The following is a 15,791-nucleotide window of genomic DNA, read 5'->3' on the forward strand; positions in this document are numbered from 1 at the left end:
AAATTAGCCGGGGAAGTTTTCCGGCGTTTTGGCGGCCGAACGCGCAGCAGCGCCGGAAATGACGTTGCGGCGAACCAGGTCGGTCAGGTTCTGGTCCAGCGTTTGCATGCCGACCGAACTGCCGGTCTGGATCGCGGAGTACATCTGCGCGATCTTCGCTTCGCGAATCAGGTTGCGGATCGCCGGCGTGCCGATCATGATTTCGTGCGCGGCCACGCGGCCCGAGCCATCTTTTGTCTTGAGCAGGGTTTGCGAGACGACCGCCTGCAGCGATTCGGACAGCATCGCGCGGACCATCTCTTTTTCTTCGGACGGGAACACGTCGACAATACGGTCGATGGTCTTGGCGGCCGAGGAGGTGTGCAAGGTGCCGAACACAAGGTGGCCCGTTTCGGCGGCCGACAGGGCCAGGCGGATGGTTTCCAGGTCGCGCAACTCGCCCACTAAAATGCAGTCCGGATCTTCGCGCAGCGCCGAGCGCAGCGCGTTGTTGAACGAGAGCGTGTGCGGGCCGACTTCGCGCTGGTTGATCAGGCACTTCTTCGAGTCGTGCACGAATTCGATCGGGTCTTCAATGGTCAGGATGTGGCCATATTCGTTTTCGTTGAGGTGGTTGACCATCGCCGCCAGCGTGGTCGACTTGCCCGAACCGGTCGGGCCGGTGACCAGCACCAGGCCGCGCGGACGCATCGCCAGGTCGGCGAAAATGCGCGGGGCGTTCAGGTCTTCCAGGCTCAGGATTTTGGATGGAATGGTCCGCAGTACCGCCGACGCGCCGCGCTCCTGATTGAAGGCGTTGACGCGAAAGCGCGCCAGGCCCGGAATCGCAAACGAGAAATCGCACTCGAGCATTTCTTCGTACTGCTTGCGCTGGCCGTCATTCATGATGTCATAGATCATGCCGTGCACATCCTTGTGCTCCAGCGGCGGCAAGTTGATGCGGCGAACGTCGCCGTGCACGCGGATCATCGGCGGCAGGCCGGATGAGAGGTGCAAGTCGGATGCCTTGTTCTTGACGGAGAATGCGAGTAATTCGGAGATGTCCATTTATAATCCCTGTGCCGTGAATGGGCGCATGCCGATAGTGTGCGCATTTCGCAACGACCGACCTGCATTGAATTGCCCGCCGAAAATGATTATGTCCACAATCGTCCAGAACTTGCAAGCTGTCGATGCGAGTATTGTTGCTGCGGCCGACGCCGCAGGCCGCCCCCGGAACGCCGTGCAATTGCTCGCCGTTTCCAAGACTTTTCCTGCCGAGGCCGTACTTGAAGCCGCCGCCGCCGGGCAGTATGCGTTCGGAGAGAATTACTTGCAAGAAGCATTAGATAAAATTGCCGCCGTTTCGCACGCCTTGCCTGCCGCGCCGATGGAGTGGCACTTCATCGGCCCCATACAGAGCAACAAGACGCGCCCGATCGCAGCGTCCTTCGCGTGGGTGCATACCGTCGAACGGCTCAAGATAGCGCAGCGTTTATCGGAACAACGCCCGCCGGAACTGGCGCCCTTGAATATTTGTCTGCAAGTTAACATCAGTGGTGAGGCTAGCAAGAGTGGTGTCACACCGGAAGCATTGCCTGAATTGGCGCGCGCAGTGGCGCAACTGCCACACTTGCGCCTGCGCGGACTGATGGCGATCCCGGAAGCGGAAGCCCAGGTCGACAAGCAGCGCGCCGCGTTTCGCAAGTTGCGGGTGCTGTACGAGCGCTTGCGCGCGGACGGGATGGCGCTCGATACCCTGTCGATGGGGATGTCGGCCGATCTTGGCGCGGCGGTGGCGGAAGGCGCGACCATCGTGCGCGTGGGCAGTGCGATTTTCGGCTCGCGCAAGTACGAATAACCGCAGTACGGATAACAATGAGGGTGACTATGAAGATTGGCTTTATCGGTGGTGGGAACATGGCGTCGGCGCTGATCGCCGGCCTGGCGGGCAAGCTCGCTGCGGGGGCCGATATTCACGTGGTCGATCCGAATGCCGATGCGCTGGCGCGCCTGAACGCGCAGCACGGCGTGAGCACCAGCGGCGCGATCGAAGGCGCACTGGCCGCGTGCGATGCGATCGTGCTGGCGGTTAAACCGCAGCAGATGCGCGAGGTGGCGGCGGCGCTGCTGCCGCAGTTGACGGGCGCGCCCTTGATCCTGTCGATCGCGGCCGGGATTCGCGCGGCCGATCTGTCGCGCTGGCTCGGTGGGTACGGTGCGATTGTGCGCACCATGCCGAATACCCCGGCCTTGATTGGGCTTGGCATCACCGGCATGGTGGCCATGGCCGGCGTGAGCGCGGCGCAGAAGACGGCGGCCGACGGCATCATGAAGGCCGTGGGCCAGACCGTGTGGCTCGATGGCGAAGACATGATCGATCCGGTGACGGCGGTGTCGGGCAGCGGGCCGGCGTATGTGTTTTACTTTATCGAGGCGATGCAGCAGGCGGCCGAGGAGATGGGTTTGTCGGCCGAGCAGGGCAAGCAGCTGGCGCTGGCCACGTTCCTTGGTGCGGCGCAACTGGCGGCGCAGTCGGATGAGGCGGTGTCGCTGCTGCGCGAACGCGTGACCTCGAAGGGCGGCACGACCTATGCGGCGTTGAGCAGCATGGAAGCGAGCGGCGTGAAAGAGAAGGTGGTTGCCGCGATCAAGGCGGCTGCGGCGCGGGGCCGGGAGTTGGGGGATGAGTTGGGGGCGGACTAACTGCCGCCCTCAAAACCGCTACATTCAAAACCGTCGTTCCCGGCCTTGGCGGCCCCCAAGGCCGGGAACGACGGTTTGGGCATAGCGGAATGACTGAGGTTAGCTGCGCTTCTTGCGCACCAGCCCCATCACGCTGCGCGCAGCCTTGATCAGCGACAGGCCCACGGTCAGCATCGGCAGTATCTTGCCCGACTTGGCCATGACCAGTCCGGCCACCGTACCGACGATCCCCAGCGGCAGTTTCATCCCGCCGCCACCGCCACCGAGCATCTTGCCGATCCCGCTGGCCGGATGCGTCAATGGCGAGATCAGCGCGCCGAACTCGCGCGCGGCATCCCTGCGCTGCATCGAACACTGCACAATCAACGCCTCGCGCCGTTCGGCCAGCGACCGCTTGTCGTTACTTGTCGGCGTGTTACTCATCGGCGCGTTACTCATCGGCGTGCCCCGCATTCCTGACGAAATTGACATCCTTGTTCAGTTCAGCCACGGTCGCTCCCAGCAGGCGCGGACGGGCGTCGAAACTGCGCTTGACTTGCAGCCCGATCACGCCGCCGGCAATGCCGAACAGCAGCGCCAGGGCGCCGATGGCTTCCAGGCGGTAGCTATCCCAAAAGATCACCACCACCAGCAGCACCACCAGCAAGAGGGCGACGCCGAACAGGATCAGCGACGCCAGCGCCAGCACGACATACCCAAGGAAGCGCTGGAGCTCCTCCTGCACCTCGACCGCGGCCAGTTCCAGCCGCGTTTGCACCATGGCGATCAGGGTCGCCCCGATCCGCCCCACCGATTCGACGATCGCCATGCGCCTTACCTGCGCGACATCAGCATGCCGATGATGACGCCTGCCGCAGCGCCGATCCCGACCGCTTTCCATGGGTTTTCCTGCACGTACTCGTCGGTCGCCTTGGCCGCGATCTTGGTTTTCTCGACCACCGCTTCTTCCAGGCGAATCAGGTCCGCCTTGGCGGTCGTGATGGTGCGCTCGAACTTGGCCTTGGCCGCTTGCAGTTCGTCGCCGGTCAACTGGCTGCCGTGGCGCAGCCACTGTTCAGCATCTTGGATCACGGATTTCAGGTCGTTCATCAACTGGTCGCGTGCGCCTGGCTTGGTTGGGATGGATTCGATCATTTTTGTTACCTCGTAAGTGAATTTATAGGAAAGCCCGGTCTGCCCGGCGCGCTGGAGTGAATCTTACACGCTGGCAACGTTGACTTTCCGTGTTATCGGAACAACATCAGCTGAAAGCGTAGTCTAACGCCACACCGGCAAAAAGGGCCGCACCCAACCAATTGTTGTGCCGAAAAGCGGCAAAACAAGCCATGCGTTCGCGTCCACGGATCAAAGTGTAGTGATAAAGCGCCACTGCGGCGGCCACGGCAATGCCGCCGACGAACCATGCGCGCAAGCCTTCGAGCCAGCCGCACACCAGGATGATGGCCAGCGCGGCGCCGTAGCACAGCATGACGGCGGCCACGTCGAAGCGGCCGAAGGTGATGGCCGCGGTGCGGATGCCGATTTTCAGGTCGTCGTCGCGGTCGACCATGGCGTATTCGGTGTCGTAGGCCACGGCCCAGAACACGTTGGCCAGCAGCAGCCACCAGGCCACCGCCGGCACCTGGTTCTGCACGGCGGCAAAGCCCATCGGAATGCCGAAGCCGAAGGCGATGCCCAGGTAGGCCTGGGGAATGGCGAAGAAGCGTTTGAAGTAGGGATAGCTACCGGCGACGATGAGCGCCGCCAGCGAGAGTTGCTTGGTGAGGGTGTTGAGCGGCAGGACCAGCAGGAAGGAGACGATCGACAGGACGGCGGCCACGGCCAGCGCTTCCCAGCTTTTGATGCGTCCGCTGGTGAGGGGGCGTTCGGCGGTGCGCTTGACGTGCTTGTCGAAATCGCGGTCGGCGTAGTCGTTGATGGCGCAGCCGGCCGAGCGCATCAGGATGGTGCCGAGGCAGAAAATGAGCACGACGGCCGGGTCGGGCTTGCCGCGCGCGGCGATCCACAGGGCAATCAGGGTAGGCCAGAGTAGCAGCAGGATGCCGATCGGCTTGTCCAGGCGGATCAGGCGGAAGTACAGCGACAGCTTGTTCATGGTCGGGTCGCGGGCGCGACTGTCGTGGGCGAGGCTGGGATTTTACTGTGTTTGGACGGCGGGGCGTGCGGCCGCGCCGGTTTTGACGACGATAGAGGCTGCCGTCGCGCTTGTGCGCGAGCTCACCGAACCGCCCCGTCGTGCTGTGCCAGCATCGCCACCAGGGTGGACACCAGTTCGGCCACGATATACGGCTTGGCCACATGCGCCTGGAAACCGGCGTCGAAGGCGCGCTGGCGGTCCTCCGCGCCGGCGAAAGCGGTAAGGGCCACGGCCGGCAGGGCGGTGCTTGAATAGCCACGCCGCCGTATCTCGCCGATCAGCTGATAGCCATCCATTTCCGGCATCCCGATATCGCTGACAAGCAGCTCCGGGGCCTCGCTGTCGAGCAACTCAAGCGCGACCAGCGCCGAGGAGGCGGCCAGTACACAGGCGCCGTGCGCGCCGAGCACGTCCGTGACCAAGGCGCGCGTATCGGCCACGTCTTCCACCAACAGAATGCGGCGCTGCGCAAGCATGCCCGATTGCGCCGCCGGCATGGCCGCACGCGGGCGGCCGGGCCCCATGCCCTCGTCCACGGAATCAATGGGAAAAGTGAGCGTAAAACGGGTGCCCAGCCCATGCCCTGGGCTGCTTACCTCGATAGTTCCCGAATGCAATTCGGTAAGCTGCTTGGCGATCGACAGGCCGATTCCCAAGCCGCCATGGCGGCGCGTGAGCGAGGCATCTTCCTGTCCGAATTTGTCGAACACATGCGGCAGGAATTCGGCGCCGATGCCGCAGCCGGTATCTTCGATGACGATTTGCGCGCGCCGCGCCGAAACGACCGAGGCGCGCACGAATACCGAGCCGCCTTCGGGGGTGAACTTGATGGCATTACTGAGGATGTTGTAGAGAATCTGTTGCAGGCGGTACATGTCGGCGCGGATCGTCACCCCGGCCAGCGCGCATTGCATGACCAGCTTGAGCTGCCTGGCGTCGGTCATGGCCTTCACCGAATCGGTCGCCGCCCGCAACAGGTCGCCCATCAGGATGGCGCGCAAGTCAAGGGTAAGCTTGCCGGCGACGATCGCGGACACGTCCAGCAAGTCCTCGATCAGCTTGGCCTGCAGCCTGGCGTTGCGTTCGATGACTTCCAGCGAAAATTGCAGATCGGGCGAATTGCTGTGCTGGATGCGCAGGAGTTGGGTACGACCGATGACGACGCTGAGCGGCGTGCGCAGTTCATGCGACAGCAGCGCCAGGAACTCGTCCTTGAGGCGGCTCAGGCGTTCGGCATCGAGCCGCGCCGCGCGTTCCGTTTCGATGGCGCGCACCGTGTCGGACACATCGCGCGCGCAAATCGATGTACCGAGAAAATGACGGTTTTCATCCTCCACCCGTGCCATCGACACTTCCAGGTGCACGCTCTGTCCATCGATGACGGCGCTCAGTGCGGCTTTCAATGGCGATGCGCCGGCATGGATGCGCGCGAGCAGCGCAGCGAGCATGGCTGACCAAAAAGGCAGTTCGGCAGCGGCCTGGTTGTGCCGTGGGTAACACCGGAACAGCCGCTCCGCCCCGGTACTCCAATACAGCACATGGTCGCGTGGCCCCAGCGAGAAAATTGCATCCGACGAGTGCTGCAGCAAGCTGGCCAGGTAGCGCTCCGAGATCGCCGACTGGCGATAGGCCACGTTATCGACCGGTTTCGGCGCCGCCAGCCGGACGTTGGCCCGGTCCAGGGTTGTGCGCAGCCGCGCCCGCTGGCGGCTTGCCTGCGCCGCGCGCAGCAATTTCTCGCCCAGGCGTGGATCGTCCAGCGCCACCAGGGACCAGTTCGGCCCCAGCGTGGGTACGTAGCGCAATTCCTGTTGGGTCGCCTCGAACCGCTCCCTCGCAGGCACGAAAAGCATCTGCCCGATCGGCCAGACGGCGCGAATCCGGCGCGCGAGCGCGGCCGGATTGCCGATGCCCGGCCCGACCAGGACGACCGATGGTTCCTGGTCCTGGCCGATCAATTCCTCGATGCGCTCGAGCGCATCGGCGGGCGTTGCCAGCACAGCGTCGAGTTGCTGTTCCTTGAGCGCCTGCGCGAGCGCCTCAGGGACCTGCGCGTGCAGATCCGGAACAATGAGAAAGATGAGTTTGTAGTTCACCGCGTCGTTACAGTAAAGGCAAGCCGAGCAAGGATCGTCCGGCCCAGATTTTCAGCATATCGGTGGTGGGCGCCATCACATGCCCGGCGCGCGCATCGCGCAGCATCTGGCCCACGCGGCTGTTCTCGCGATAGGCGATGCCGCCACACATCGTCATCGCTTCATTGCTGACCGCCACGGCGGTCTCGGCGGCATCGGCCTTGCAGGATAGAATGAACGGCAATGCGTCGGGATCGCCGCGGTCGCCGCGCTCGCCGGCCGCGTACAGCAGTTGCCGCGTCTTTTCCACCGACCTCCACATGTCGGCATACTTCATCTGCAAATGGTCGAGGTGGCGCAACGATTCGCCGGTATGGTTGTAACGCCGCGTGCGCATATGCTCGCCGACGGCCTCCAGCGCCGATTGCGCAATGCCGAGATAACTGCCCGCCATCGCCATGAGGAAGTAGGGCGCGATGACTTCAAACACGTACCAGATCTGGTCGCCGGGGTCGCCCAACAGATTGGCGAGCGGGACCTGTGCATCGTGCAGCCGCATGCCGCGTGACGAGTTACCGCGCATGCCGAAGCCGTGCCAGGGTTCGAGCCATTCCATCCCGGCCGCGTCGCGGTCGACGATCAGGCAGCTCACGTCGCCAATTTCGTCCGAATCCGGATTCAGCGCCGAAATCACGTAGGAATCGGCGTGGCCACCGTTGGTGACGAATTGCTTGGTCCCGTTGACAAGGAACTGGTCCGCGCCCAAGGTGATGCGCGTATCGGACAGATAGAAATTGGCGCCGGTCCCGCTTTCGGACAGGGCCAGGGTGGTGATATGTTCGCCGCGCGCGATCTTGCTCAGGTAATGCTCGGATTGGTAGGAGGTGGCCTTGGCGGCGATCACCGCCGTCCCCACGCAATGCATGCCGAAGCACAGTGCCGACGAGGGGCAGGCCTTGCCCAGCGTTTCCGTCAGTACCGCCAGCGCGAGAAGACCCTGGCCATGGCCGCCGAGTTGTTCCGGCACTTGCAGACCCATCAGCCCGGCCTGCGACAGGGCTGCCATTGAATGGGCCGGCCAGGCCGCTTCGCTGTCGACTTGCGTGGCGAAAGGCGCGATCTCGCCGGCCACCCTGAGCGCAGTCTCTTTCAGGCCAAGTAATTTCGTCGAAAACATGTCAGGCATCCGGTAATGTCGAAAAAGCGCAATCGGCGGCAAACAAGGGGGCGGTGGCGCCAGGCGGCGCACGACCGCGATCGATGAGATTGTAACGTTTTTGTCATTGAAGCTTACTTCCAATAGCGCAATTGAACAGCGTCGCTGTGGAGCTCGCTTTTGCGCTCTGTCGGCCGGCCAGGGCCATTCCTCGGGCATCAAAAATGCATTGGAGCAATTTTATCGTCACAAGCCCGGGCATCCCATGCTGGCGTCGGAAGTGCCTCAGACGGGGTCCGGCACCACCATCTCAACGCCCGGCAAGTCGCAGGCGGCGACCGCTTCGCACACCGCCTCGATGGCAGCGCGGCGGGTAAAACTCTTGCGCCACACAATAACCACGCGGCGCGACGGCACCGGCTCCTCGAAGGGCACGAAGGCCAGCATATTGCTGCGCGACTGCATGTCCGGCACCGATGCGCGCGGCAGCACGGTCAGGCCGATCCCGCTGGCGACCATGTGGCGGATCGTTTCCAGCGACGAGCCCTCGAAGGTGCGCTGCATGCCGTTGCCCGGCGACGAAAAACGCGCCATTTCCGGACACACTTCCAGCACCTGGTCGCGGAAGCAGTGACCGTTGCCTAATAACAACATCGTTTCGGATTTCAGATCCTGGGCCGAGACGAATGTGCGCTTGGCCCACGGGTGGTTTTGCGGCACGGCCACCACGAACGGTTCGTCGTACAAGGTTTGCATCGACATGCCATGTTCCGGCAGCGGCAGCGCCATGATGGCCGCGTCCAGTTCGCCCTGGCGCAGCAGTTCGAGCAGGCGCACGGTAAAATTTTCCTGCAAGATCAAGGGCATCTGCGGCACCCGCTCGATGATGTTCTTCACCAGCGGCGGCAGCAGGTAAGGGCCGATGGTATAGATCACGCCCAGGCGCAGCGGCCCGGCCAGCGGGTCCTTGTTCTGCTTGGCCAGCTCCTTGATGGCGGCGGTCTGTTCCAGCACGCGTTCGGCCTGGGCGATGATCTGCGCCCCCAGCGGCGTGACCGAAATTTCGGCCCCGCCGCGTTCGAACAACACCACGCCCAACTCGTCTTCGAGCTTCTTGATGGCGACCGACAAGGTGGGTTGGGCGACGTAACACGCCTCGGCGGCGTGTCCGAAATGTCTCGCACGCGCGACGGCAACGATATATTTCAGTTCAGTGAGGGTCATAAAGGTGAGGGCAGGAAGAGGACAGGCGCGGCGCGACTGTCGTGACACGATATTGCTTATAGCTCAGCAAAGAAATTATATTCTACCGGAATGCAGTCGATATAATTGGCCCGCGGGCGGATTTTCGACCCGCCGACCACTTGAAAGGCGAGCATGTCCACCACTTTTGGCCCGATTGAAGCACAGGCCTACATCCATAAATTGCTGACCGTGATGCATCATCAGGGCGGCTCCGACTTGTTCATCTCGGCCGACTTCCCTCCGAGCATGAAATACCAGGGTTCGATGAAGCCGATGAGTCAGCAGAAGCTGACCGGCGAAGTCACCCGCGCGCTGGCCTTGTCGTTAATGAACGACAAGCAACGCAACGAGTTCGAGAAGGAAATGGAATGCAATTTCGCCATTGCGTTGCCGAATGTATGTCGTTTTCGCGTCAATGTGTACGTACAGCAGCAATGCGTAGCGATGGTGGTGCGCACGATCGCGTCCGAAATCCCGAATTTTGAAAAACTCGACCTGCCGGAAGTATTGAAAGAGGTCGTGATGACCAAGCGTGGGCTGGTGCTGGTGGTGGGTGGCACCGGATCGGGCAAGTCGACCACGTTGGCGGCGATGATCGATTACCGCAACGCCAATTCGGCGGGGCACATCATCACGGTGGAAGACCCGGTCGAATACGTCCACAAGAACAAGAGCTGCCTGATCACGCACCGCGAAGTGGGGGTCGATACGCACTCCTGGCATGCGGCGCTGAAAAACACGCTGCGCCAGGCGCCGGACGTGATCCTGATCGGCGAGATCCGCGATACCGAGACCATGGAGCACGCGATCGCGTTCGCTGAAACGGGCCACCTGTGCCTGGGCACCCTGCACGCGAACAATTCGAACCAGACCATGGACCGGATCATCAACTTCTTCCCGGAAGAGCGGCGCAACCAGCTGCTGATGGACTTGTCGTCGAACCTGCGCGCGATTGTCTCGCAGCGGCTGGTGCGCACCGAGGATGGCAAGGGGCGCAAGGCGGCCATCGAGATCTTGCTCAATACGGCGACCATCAGCGAGATGATCCTGAAGGGGAATTTCCAGTCGATCAAGGAGATCATGCACAAGTCGCGCGAGCTGGGCATGTGCACTTTCGACCAGGCGCTGTACGAGTTGTACAACCGCGGGCAGATCGGCTACGACGAAGCGATCCGCAACGCCGACTCGGCCAACGGCCTGCGTTTGCAGATCAAGCTGCGCGGCGACCGCAAGGAACCGGGTGGCGCTGTGGGATCGAAATCGAATGATTTGTCGATGGCGATGGATGAGGAAGAAGAAGAGTAATTTCAACGTCGTTCCCCGCCACTAACCCCGTCGTTCCCGCGCAGGCGGGAACCCAAGTTTACCCGCGTAGCGACGAACTTGGGTTCCCGCCTGCGCGGGAACGACGGCAAATAGCGTACCTTGATCCCCATGCCCGACTTCGAAAACAAAATCTGCCCCCGCCTTGACCTCGCCGCCCGCGTCGCCGCCCTGCCCAAACCGGTGGTGCTGACCAACGGCGTGTTCGACATCCTGCACCGCGGCCACGTGACCTACCTGGCCCAGGCGCGCGCCCTGGGCGCCTCGCTGGTGGTGGCCGCCAACACCGACGCCTCGGTCAAGCGCCTCGGCAAGGGCGACGACCGTCCCCTCAATAATGCCGCCGACCGCATGGCCGTGCTGGCGGCCCTCGAATCGGTCAGCCTGGTGGTCGATTTCGACGAAGACACCGCCCTCGAAGTGGTCCTCGAAGCGCGCCCCGAGATCTACGCCAAGGGCGGCGACTACGACATGCACGCCATTCCCGAAGGCCAGGCTGTATTGGCCTACGGCGGCCAGGCGGTCGCCATCGATTTCGAACACGACCGTTCGACCACCAAGCTGCTGTCGAAAATCCGCACGTAACAAAGGAAACCGCCATGGGTGGAAACGCCATGAAACACGTCGGCGTCACCCGCCAGTCGGCCGCCGATTACACCGCAATCACCACCGCCACGATCGACAAGCTGCGCGGGCTCTTTCCCGGCATCGGCTGCCAGCCGATCCTCGCCTACGGCAGCAAGGAAAGCTTCGGCGACAGCGACATCCTGATCGAATCGACCCAGCTGCCACCCGACTGGATCGAGCAGGTCAAGGCCGCTTTTGCGCCGCAGGACCTGATCGTCAACGGCGACGTGGTCTCGTTCGACTTCCGCTCGATGCAGATCGACCTGATCACCACCCCGGCTGAAGAAATGGCCTTCGCCGCGTCCTACTACGCCTTCAACGACCTGGGCAACCTGATGGGCCGCATCGCCCACAAGATGGGCCTCAAATACGGCCATGACGGCCTGTGGAAGCTCCTGCGCGACAACGACCAGGTGTTCGCCGACATCCTCATTTCGCGCGACGTCGCCAAGACCTTCGCCCTGCTCGGCTACGACCATGCGCGTTACCTGCAAGGCTTCGACACCCTGGAGGACGTGTTTGAATTTGCCGCGTCGACCCCGTATTTTCACCGCCAGATCTACCTGCTCGACAACCGCAACGCCGCCAGCCGCGTGCGCGACGCCAAGCGGCCGTCGTACACCGCGTTCCTGAGCTGGATCGCAGATAAACCGGAACTGGACCGCTACAGCTGGTCAGCCTGGGACGGCGGCAAAAAATCAGTGGAGCGCGATGCCGAACGGGCTGACTGGGAACAGCGCATCTTCAGCGCCATCTTCCCTGAAGCGCGCCCGCAGTACCTGGCGGCGATCAACGAACACGAAACGCACAAGCGCGCGAAAGTGGTCTGGAACGGCGCCATCGTCGGCGCGCAGACCGGCTACCAGGGCCGCGAACTGGGCGAGTTCATGGCCGCGTGCCGCGCCAGCTTCCTGGACGCGCCGCACGACGCGGCGCTGTCGTTCGAGCAGTGGGTGCTGACCCTCGCAGCGGGCGACATCAGCGCCCACATCGGCGCGTATCAAAACAGCTGGCGCTAGCGCGCCTACTCATCTTCTTCACGCGCCGCCAGCTTGCGGCGCAGTTCCTCGCGTTCCGCATCGAACAGGAACGGCAGTTCCAGCCACTGCTCGTACAGGAGCGTGACCCAGTCCCAATGGCCGACCTCGGGAATATGCCGCTCCATCCGCGCGAACAAGCGCATGATGTCGGTGGCGCAGGCCGGTTCCGTGGTGGCGATACGGGCCAGTACCCGGATCGCCGCGCAGGTGGTCCAGTCCATCGGCCCGAACAGGACCGAGACCAGCGCGCGGCGCCGCTCCGACCCTTCCCAGCCGCTGTCGATCTGGCCCAGCACATACGCCGCCGCCAGCTGCACGCGCGGCAGCCATTCGAGCGCGCGCACGTCCTGCGGCAGCGGCGGCGGGTACACCATCGCCGCCAATATGTCGCGCACATGGCGTGTGCCGAAGCGCGCCGCCACGTGGCTGGCCGCGGCCCAGTTCTCGTTCGGGTTGTAGGGCGCCAGCGCCAACGCCGCGATGGCGTCCCGCACCGCCGCGTCGGGCGCAGGCAGGGCAGGATGCGGCACGGTGCCTTCGTACGCCCACAGCGGATAATCGACCGGCGCCAGCGCCAGGCGCGGGTCGACGGCCGGAAGCGGGCCGAAAGTGATCTCCAGCTTCACGGGGGGATTGCGTCCCGCCAGTTCGAGCGCGAATGCAAGCCGGTTGCTCGGCGCTTCCATGACAGTGGCGGAGATCGCCATCGAGCCCCCGCTGTCGTCGGTGTTGCCGTTTTCCCGCCAGCGTTCGAGCAGGGTGCGCAGCAGGTTGGCGCCGGCGTCGTGCGATTGCGCCAGCCGTCCACGCTCGCGGAACACCAGCAGGTGCGCGCGGTTGTCGCCCTTGCGCATCGCTTCCCACAAGCGCTCCATCCAGGCTTCGTCGCCACCGAGCTTGTAACGGCAGTACCAGGACGAGGGCAGCGCCCACGCCTGCTCGCTTTCGGACGCCAGCACGGCCTCGTACCAGAACAGCGCCTTGTGCCAGTTGCCCGCTTCGAAGCAGGTGTCGCCCGCTTCCAGCTTGGGCGTAATGTCGGCCGGATCGAAGCTGCCGGCGTGGATGAAGGCTTGTTCCGCTTCGTCGAAGCGCCGCATGCAGCGCAGCAGCAAGCCGATGGCGTTGGCCTGTTCGGCGGAGGCGGCCTGCCCGATCGGGCCGGTGATCGCCAGCGCCGCATCGACATTGCCGGCTTTGCGTTGCAGGCCGGCGCGCACCAGCAGCAGGGTGGGCGATGGCGCATAGCCGGCGCTGGCGCGTTCGGCCAGGCTTGCCCAGCGCCCCATATCGCGCACGGTGCCGGCCGACGATTGGTGGGCTTCTTCGACGCTATTGAGCGCCGTCGCCAGCAACTGCATCATGCTCGCTTCGTCGATACGGGCGAGCGCGCCGTCCTGCTCGAGCCAGTCGAGCGCCCACGCATGCAGATAGGTCGCATGCCCGGCGGCGCGCGAGATCTGCAGCAGCAGGTCGAGCGCCTCTGGCGTCTTGCCCTGGCGCTGCCAGAACCAGGCGCGCAAGGCTTCGCTGTTGACAAAGCGCTCGTCGCCGACCGGCAGCAGGGCATCCACATCGCCGCCGGCCGCGTCCAGGTAGCGCGCGGCCAGCGCCTGCCAGTCGGCGCGGCCTGGATCGACTTCCAGCAGGATGGCCAGGTGCGAGGCGCCGTGGGCCAGGTTGGCGCCGGTTTCGAGTTCGGTGCTGGCGACGATCAGGTTGAATTCGGGCGTGCCTTCGCGCAGGGTAAGATCCGGGCCGGCGTCGGCCGGCGGGTGCGCATCGATGGGCGCGCTCACATCGCCTGGCGTCACGGACGCTACCCCGGCGTTGTTGATTTTTTCTTTTTTGCCTGTTATCTGGCCGGTGAGTCTCTTAAGCCAATTCATGTAGCTATCCCGATAGTGATTGAATATGTAAATCGCGGATGATATTGTCGCACGCGGGCAATACCGCCACTGATGCGTGCATAATCGGTCATCGACCGCATGACCAATGCGAAAAACGAATTGGAAAACGATGAAAGCGCAGCGCACTTTTTTGTATGGCATCACCCTCGCGGCAGGGCTGTGCACGTCCTTGCCAGCAATGGCCGTCATCATGGATGGGAAAGCGGTCGAGGACGCGGCCAGGTTGATTGGGGTGGGCATTCCTTTCCTTGCATGCCTGTTCGGCCTCGGTTTCTACCTGTATTTTTCGCGCCGCCCCATGCACGAAAAGATGTCCATGCTGGCGATATATAATCTGCTGGCACTGACACTCGCACTGATCATTTTGCCAGGCGAGCTCGGCTGCTCCTGGCTCGCGGTCTGGATCGCGCCGGTGGTGGCGGTGATCGCGTATACATTTGCTTTTCCGATTGTTCCGGCAAGCGATACCGCGCCGGAACCAGCGCCGCTCGATACTATGCCGCGCAGACTCTTTTCTGACTGAGAATGACTATGCACCATGCAGCTTTTCTGGGACTGTTCGCTGTCGCGCTTTGCAGCGGCGTGGCCGCTGCCGGCAATCCGGATCTGGAAGACGGTTTGATGAAAGCCATGAAATTTGACAAGGCATCGGAAAAGCGCATCGGCAGCTCCGGAAAAGCCATCCAGGCCTATATGAAAGCCGGCTATGTCAATCAACGTCCGAACGGGCGCGCCGATTACACCGATTATTACCTTCTCAATAAGCCGGCGACCTTGTTGGGACACCCGCTGGTGCTGATTGAAGAGGAATACATGACGCGTTACGCCGGCTGCTGCGTCAGCAAGGGACTTGGCGTGACAGTCAGCGTGGCGGGGAGCCTCGGGGCGCTGAAAAAATTCGCGGCGCAGAATCGCTGCACGCTGGAAGAAAATGTCGATCCCGGCAAAGAATTGCGCTCGTTCGGCATCAAGAATGCTCTTCCGAAGGGCAAATATGCGTCCTTGAGTTGCCGCGTGCGCGATGCTGAACAACATGCTCGATAGCCGTGCCGACGCGTATGCCTTGCTGCACGCGCTTGGCGCCAGCGCGCGCCTGCTGCGTCACCTGCAACTGGTGGGCGAAGCCGCCGATGCGCTGATCGATACCTACAACAGCCTGGCATTGCGCTTCGATGCGCGCCTGATCGAGCTTGGCGCGGCGATGCACGACGCCGGCAAGATCACCTTTCCCGAAGAACTCGACGGCCCCGGTTCGCGCCACGAACCGTCCGGCCAGGCCCTGATGCTGGCCAACGGCGTGCCGCCGGCGGTGGCGCGCTGCTGCGTGTCGCACGCGGCGTGGCAGGAACCGGGCAACTCGTTCGAGGAATTGTCGGTCGCGCTGGCCGACAAACTCTGGAAGGGCAAGCGCGACGAAGAACTCGAGCTGCGCGTCATCGACCTGATCGCCGCACAACGCGGCCAATCGCGCTGGGATGTGTTCACCACGCTCGATGGGGCGTTCGAAGACATCGCCGCCGGCGGCAGCGAACGTCTGCGGCGCAGCGTCGTTTGAATTAACAGCAGCTTCACGTCCTGGCATTGTCAAGCCAG

General features: G+C 63.2%; 17 protein-coding genes. 8 read left to right on the top strand and 9 right to left on the bottom strand.

Annotated elements, in window-relative coordinates; genetic code table 11:
- Positions 1–3 precede the first annotated feature (3 nt).
- A complete protein-coding gene (locus F2P46_RS18400) occupies positions 4–1,047 on the bottom strand; it encodes a type IV pilus twitching motility protein PilT (protein ID WP_166870447.1) in 1,044 nt (347 codons plus the stop codon).
- Positions 1,048–1,138: 91 nt separating this feature from the next.
- Between F2P46_RS18400 and F2P46_RS18405 the strand changes: the two genes are divergently transcribed.
- Both F2P46_RS18405 and proC read left to right on the top strand, forming a co-directional pair.
- Complete coding sequence (locus F2P46_RS18405; RefSeq protein ID WP_166892693.1) at positions 1,139–1,840, top strand: YggS family pyridoxal phosphate-dependent enzyme; 702 nt, start codon at positions 1,139–1,141, stop codon at positions 1,838–1,840.
- A 29-nt stretch (positions 1,841–1,869) separates the two neighbouring features.
- Positions 1,870–2,685, top strand: coding sequence for a pyrroline-5-carboxylate reductase (gene proC / locus F2P46_RS18410; RefSeq protein ID WP_166892695.1), 816 nt, complete (start codon positions 1,870–1,872; stop codon positions 2,683–2,685).
- Between the two features lie 99 nt (positions 2,686–2,784).
- Here the strand turns inward: proC and F2P46_RS18415 are convergent, their stop codons facing one another.
- The 7 genes from F2P46_RS18415 to F2P46_RS18445 all read right to left on the bottom strand — a co-directional run bounded on the left by F2P46_RS18415 (position 2,785) and on the right by F2P46_RS18445 (position 9,277).
- Complete coding sequence (locus tag F2P46_RS18415; RefSeq protein WP_166892698.1) at positions 2,785–3,123, bottom strand: hypothetical protein; 339 nt, start codon at positions 3,121–3,123, stop codon at positions 2,785–2,787.
- On the bottom strand, positions 3,116–3,493 hold the full coding sequence (locus F2P46_RS18420; RefSeq protein WP_166892701.1) for a phage holin family protein: 378 nt from the start codon (positions 3,491–3,493) through the stop codon (positions 3,116–3,118). Before F2P46_RS18420 ends, F2P46_RS18415 begins: the two co-directional genes overlap by 8 nt.
- Positions 3,494–3,498: 5 nt before the next feature.
- A complete protein-coding gene (locus F2P46_RS18425; protein WP_166892705.1) occupies positions 3,499–3,819 on the bottom strand; it encodes a DUF883 family protein in 321 nt (106 codons plus the stop codon).
- A 106-nt stretch (positions 3,820–3,925) separates the two neighbouring features.
- Positions 3,926–4,780 (bottom strand): 4-hydroxybenzoate octaprenyltransferase, encoded by an 855-nt coding sequence (gene ubiA / locus F2P46_RS18430; RefSeq protein WP_166892708.1) that lies wholly within the window; start codon positions 4,778–4,780, stop codon positions 3,926–3,928.
- Between the two features lie 122 nt (positions 4,781–4,902).
- Complete coding sequence (locus F2P46_RS37745) at positions 4,903–6,918, bottom strand: ATP-binding protein (protein WP_166892711.1); 2,016 nt, start codon at positions 6,916–6,918, stop codon at positions 4,903–4,905.
- A gap of 7 nt (positions 6,919–6,925) precedes the next feature.
- Positions 6,926–8,074 carry an acyl-CoA dehydrogenase family protein gene (locus F2P46_RS18440; protein ID WP_208296679.1) on the bottom strand — a complete coding sequence of 383 codons (1,149 nt, stop codon included), beginning with the start codon at positions 8,072–8,074 and terminating at the stop codon, positions 6,926–6,928.
- 264 nt (positions 8,075–8,338) lie between these two features.
- Positions 8,339–9,277, bottom strand: a complete 939-nt coding sequence (locus F2P46_RS18445; RefSeq protein ID WP_166892717.1) for a hydrogen peroxide-inducible genes activator — start codon at positions 9,275–9,277, stop codon at positions 8,339–8,341.
- Positions 9,278–9,430: 153 nt separating this feature from the next.
- Here F2P46_RS18445 and F2P46_RS18450 point away from each other — a divergent pair, with 153 nt between their 5' ends.
- The 3 genes from F2P46_RS18450 (at position 9,431) to F2P46_RS18460 (ending at position 12,267) form a co-directional block, all read left to right on the top strand.
- Positions 9,431–10,603 carry a PilT/PilU family type 4a pilus ATPase gene (locus tag F2P46_RS18450; protein ID WP_166892719.1) on the top strand — a complete coding sequence of 391 codons (1,173 nt, stop codon included), beginning with the start codon at positions 9,431–9,433 and terminating at the stop codon, positions 10,601–10,603.
- A gap of 129 nt (positions 10,604–10,732) precedes the next feature.
- Positions 10,733–11,206, top strand: coding sequence for a D-glycero-beta-D-manno-heptose 1-phosphate adenylyltransferase (gene rfaE2 / locus F2P46_RS18455; protein WP_166892722.1), 474 nt, complete (start codon positions 10,733–10,735; stop codon positions 11,204–11,206).
- Positions 11,207–11,235: 29 nt separating this feature from the next.
- Positions 11,236–12,267, top strand: coding sequence for a hypothetical protein (locus F2P46_RS18460; RefSeq protein ID WP_166892725.1), 1,032 nt, complete (start codon positions 11,236–11,238; stop codon positions 12,265–12,267).
- A 5-nt stretch (positions 12,268–12,272) separates the two neighbouring features.
- On the opposite strand, the gene F2P46_RS18465 is transcribed toward F2P46_RS18460, so the two are convergent.
- A complete protein-coding gene (locus F2P46_RS18465) occupies positions 12,273–14,177 on the bottom strand; it encodes a hypothetical protein (protein WP_166892728.1) in 1,905 nt (634 codons plus the stop codon).
- Between the two features lie 130 nt (positions 14,178–14,307).
- Here F2P46_RS18465 and F2P46_RS18470 point away from each other — a divergent pair, with 130 nt between their 5' ends.
- The 3 genes from F2P46_RS18470 to F2P46_RS18480 are packed head-to-tail and all read left to right on the top strand — an operon-like array spanning position 14,308 to position 15,753.
- Positions 14,308–14,721, top strand: coding sequence for a hypothetical protein (locus tag F2P46_RS18470; protein ID WP_166892731.1), 414 nt, complete (start codon positions 14,308–14,310; stop codon positions 14,719–14,721).
- Between the two features lie 8 nt (positions 14,722–14,729).
- A complete protein-coding gene (locus F2P46_RS18475) occupies positions 14,730–15,242 on the top strand; it encodes a hypothetical protein (protein WP_166892734.1) in 513 nt (170 codons plus the stop codon).
- Positions 15,232–15,753, top strand: coding sequence for a hypothetical protein (locus F2P46_RS18480; RefSeq protein WP_208296680.1), 522 nt, complete (start codon positions 15,232–15,234; stop codon positions 15,751–15,753). The genes F2P46_RS18475 and F2P46_RS18480 overlap by 11 nt, the downstream gene beginning before the upstream one ends.
- Positions 15,754–15,791: the final 38 nt, after the last annotated feature.

It is taken from the genome of Massilia sp. CCM 8734 (assembly GCF_011682155.1).
Lineage (GTDB): Bacteria > Pseudomonadota > Gammaproteobacteria > Burkholderiales > Burkholderiaceae_D > Telluria_A > Telluria_A rubra.

Bases quoted from the DNA above. Each gene is read 5' to 3' on its own strand.
- F2P46_RS18440 (WP_208296679.1), bottom strand. From the start codon at position 8,074: ATGTTTTCGACGAAATTACTTGGCCTGAAAGAGACTGCGCTCAGGGTG.
- proC (WP_166892695.1), top strand. From the start codon at position 1,870: ATGAAGATTGGCTTTATCGGTGGTGGGAACATGGCGTCGGCGCTGATC.
- F2P46_RS18465 (WP_166892728.1), bottom strand. From the start codon at position 14,177: ATGAATTGGCTTAAGAGACTCACCGGCCAGATAACAGGCAAAAAAGAA.
- F2P46_RS18450 (WP_166892719.1), top strand. From the start codon at position 9,431: ATGTCCACCACTTTTGGCCCGATTGAAGCACAGGCCTACATCCATAAA.
- F2P46_RS18470 (WP_166892731.1), top strand. From the start codon at position 14,308: ATGAAAGCGCAGCGCACTTTTTTGTATGGCATCACCCTCGCGGCAGGG.
- F2P46_RS18480 (WP_208296680.1), top strand. From the start codon at position 15,232: ATGCTCGATAGCCGTGCCGACGCGTATGCCTTGCTGCACGCGCTTGGC.
- F2P46_RS18425 (WP_166892705.1), bottom strand. From the start codon at position 3,819: ATGATCGAATCCATCCCAACCAAGCCAGGCGCACGCGACCAGTTGATG.
- F2P46_RS18445 (WP_166892717.1), bottom strand. From the start codon at position 9,277: ATGACCCTCACTGAACTGAAATATATCGTTGCCGTCGCGCGTGCGAGA.
- F2P46_RS18460 (WP_166892725.1), top strand. From the start codon at position 11,236: ATGAAACACGTCGGCGTCACCCGCCAGTCGGCCGCCGATTACACCGCA.
- F2P46_RS18420 (WP_166892701.1), bottom strand. From the start codon at position 3,493: ATGGCGATCGTCGAATCGGTGGGGCGGATCGGGGCGACCCTGATCGCC.
- F2P46_RS18405 (WP_166892693.1), top strand. From the start codon at position 1,139: ATGTCCACAATCGTCCAGAACTTGCAAGCTGTCGATGCGAGTATTGTT.
- F2P46_RS18400 (WP_166870447.1), bottom strand. From the start codon at position 1,047: ATGGACATCTCCGAATTACTCGCATTCTCCGTCAAGAACAAGGCATCC.
- F2P46_RS18475 (WP_166892734.1), top strand. From the start codon at position 14,730: ATGCACCATGCAGCTTTTCTGGGACTGTTCGCTGTCGCGCTTTGCAGC.
- ubiA (WP_166892708.1), bottom strand. From the start codon at position 4,780: ATGAACAAGCTGTCGCTGTACTTCCGCCTGATCCGCCTGGACAAGCCG.
- rfaE2 (WP_166892722.1), top strand. From the start codon at position 10,733: ATGCCCGACTTCGAAAACAAAATCTGCCCCCGCCTTGACCTCGCCGCC.
- F2P46_RS18415 (WP_166892698.1), bottom strand. From the start codon at position 3,123: ATGAGTAACGCGCCGATGAGTAACACGCCGACAAGTAACGACAAGCGG.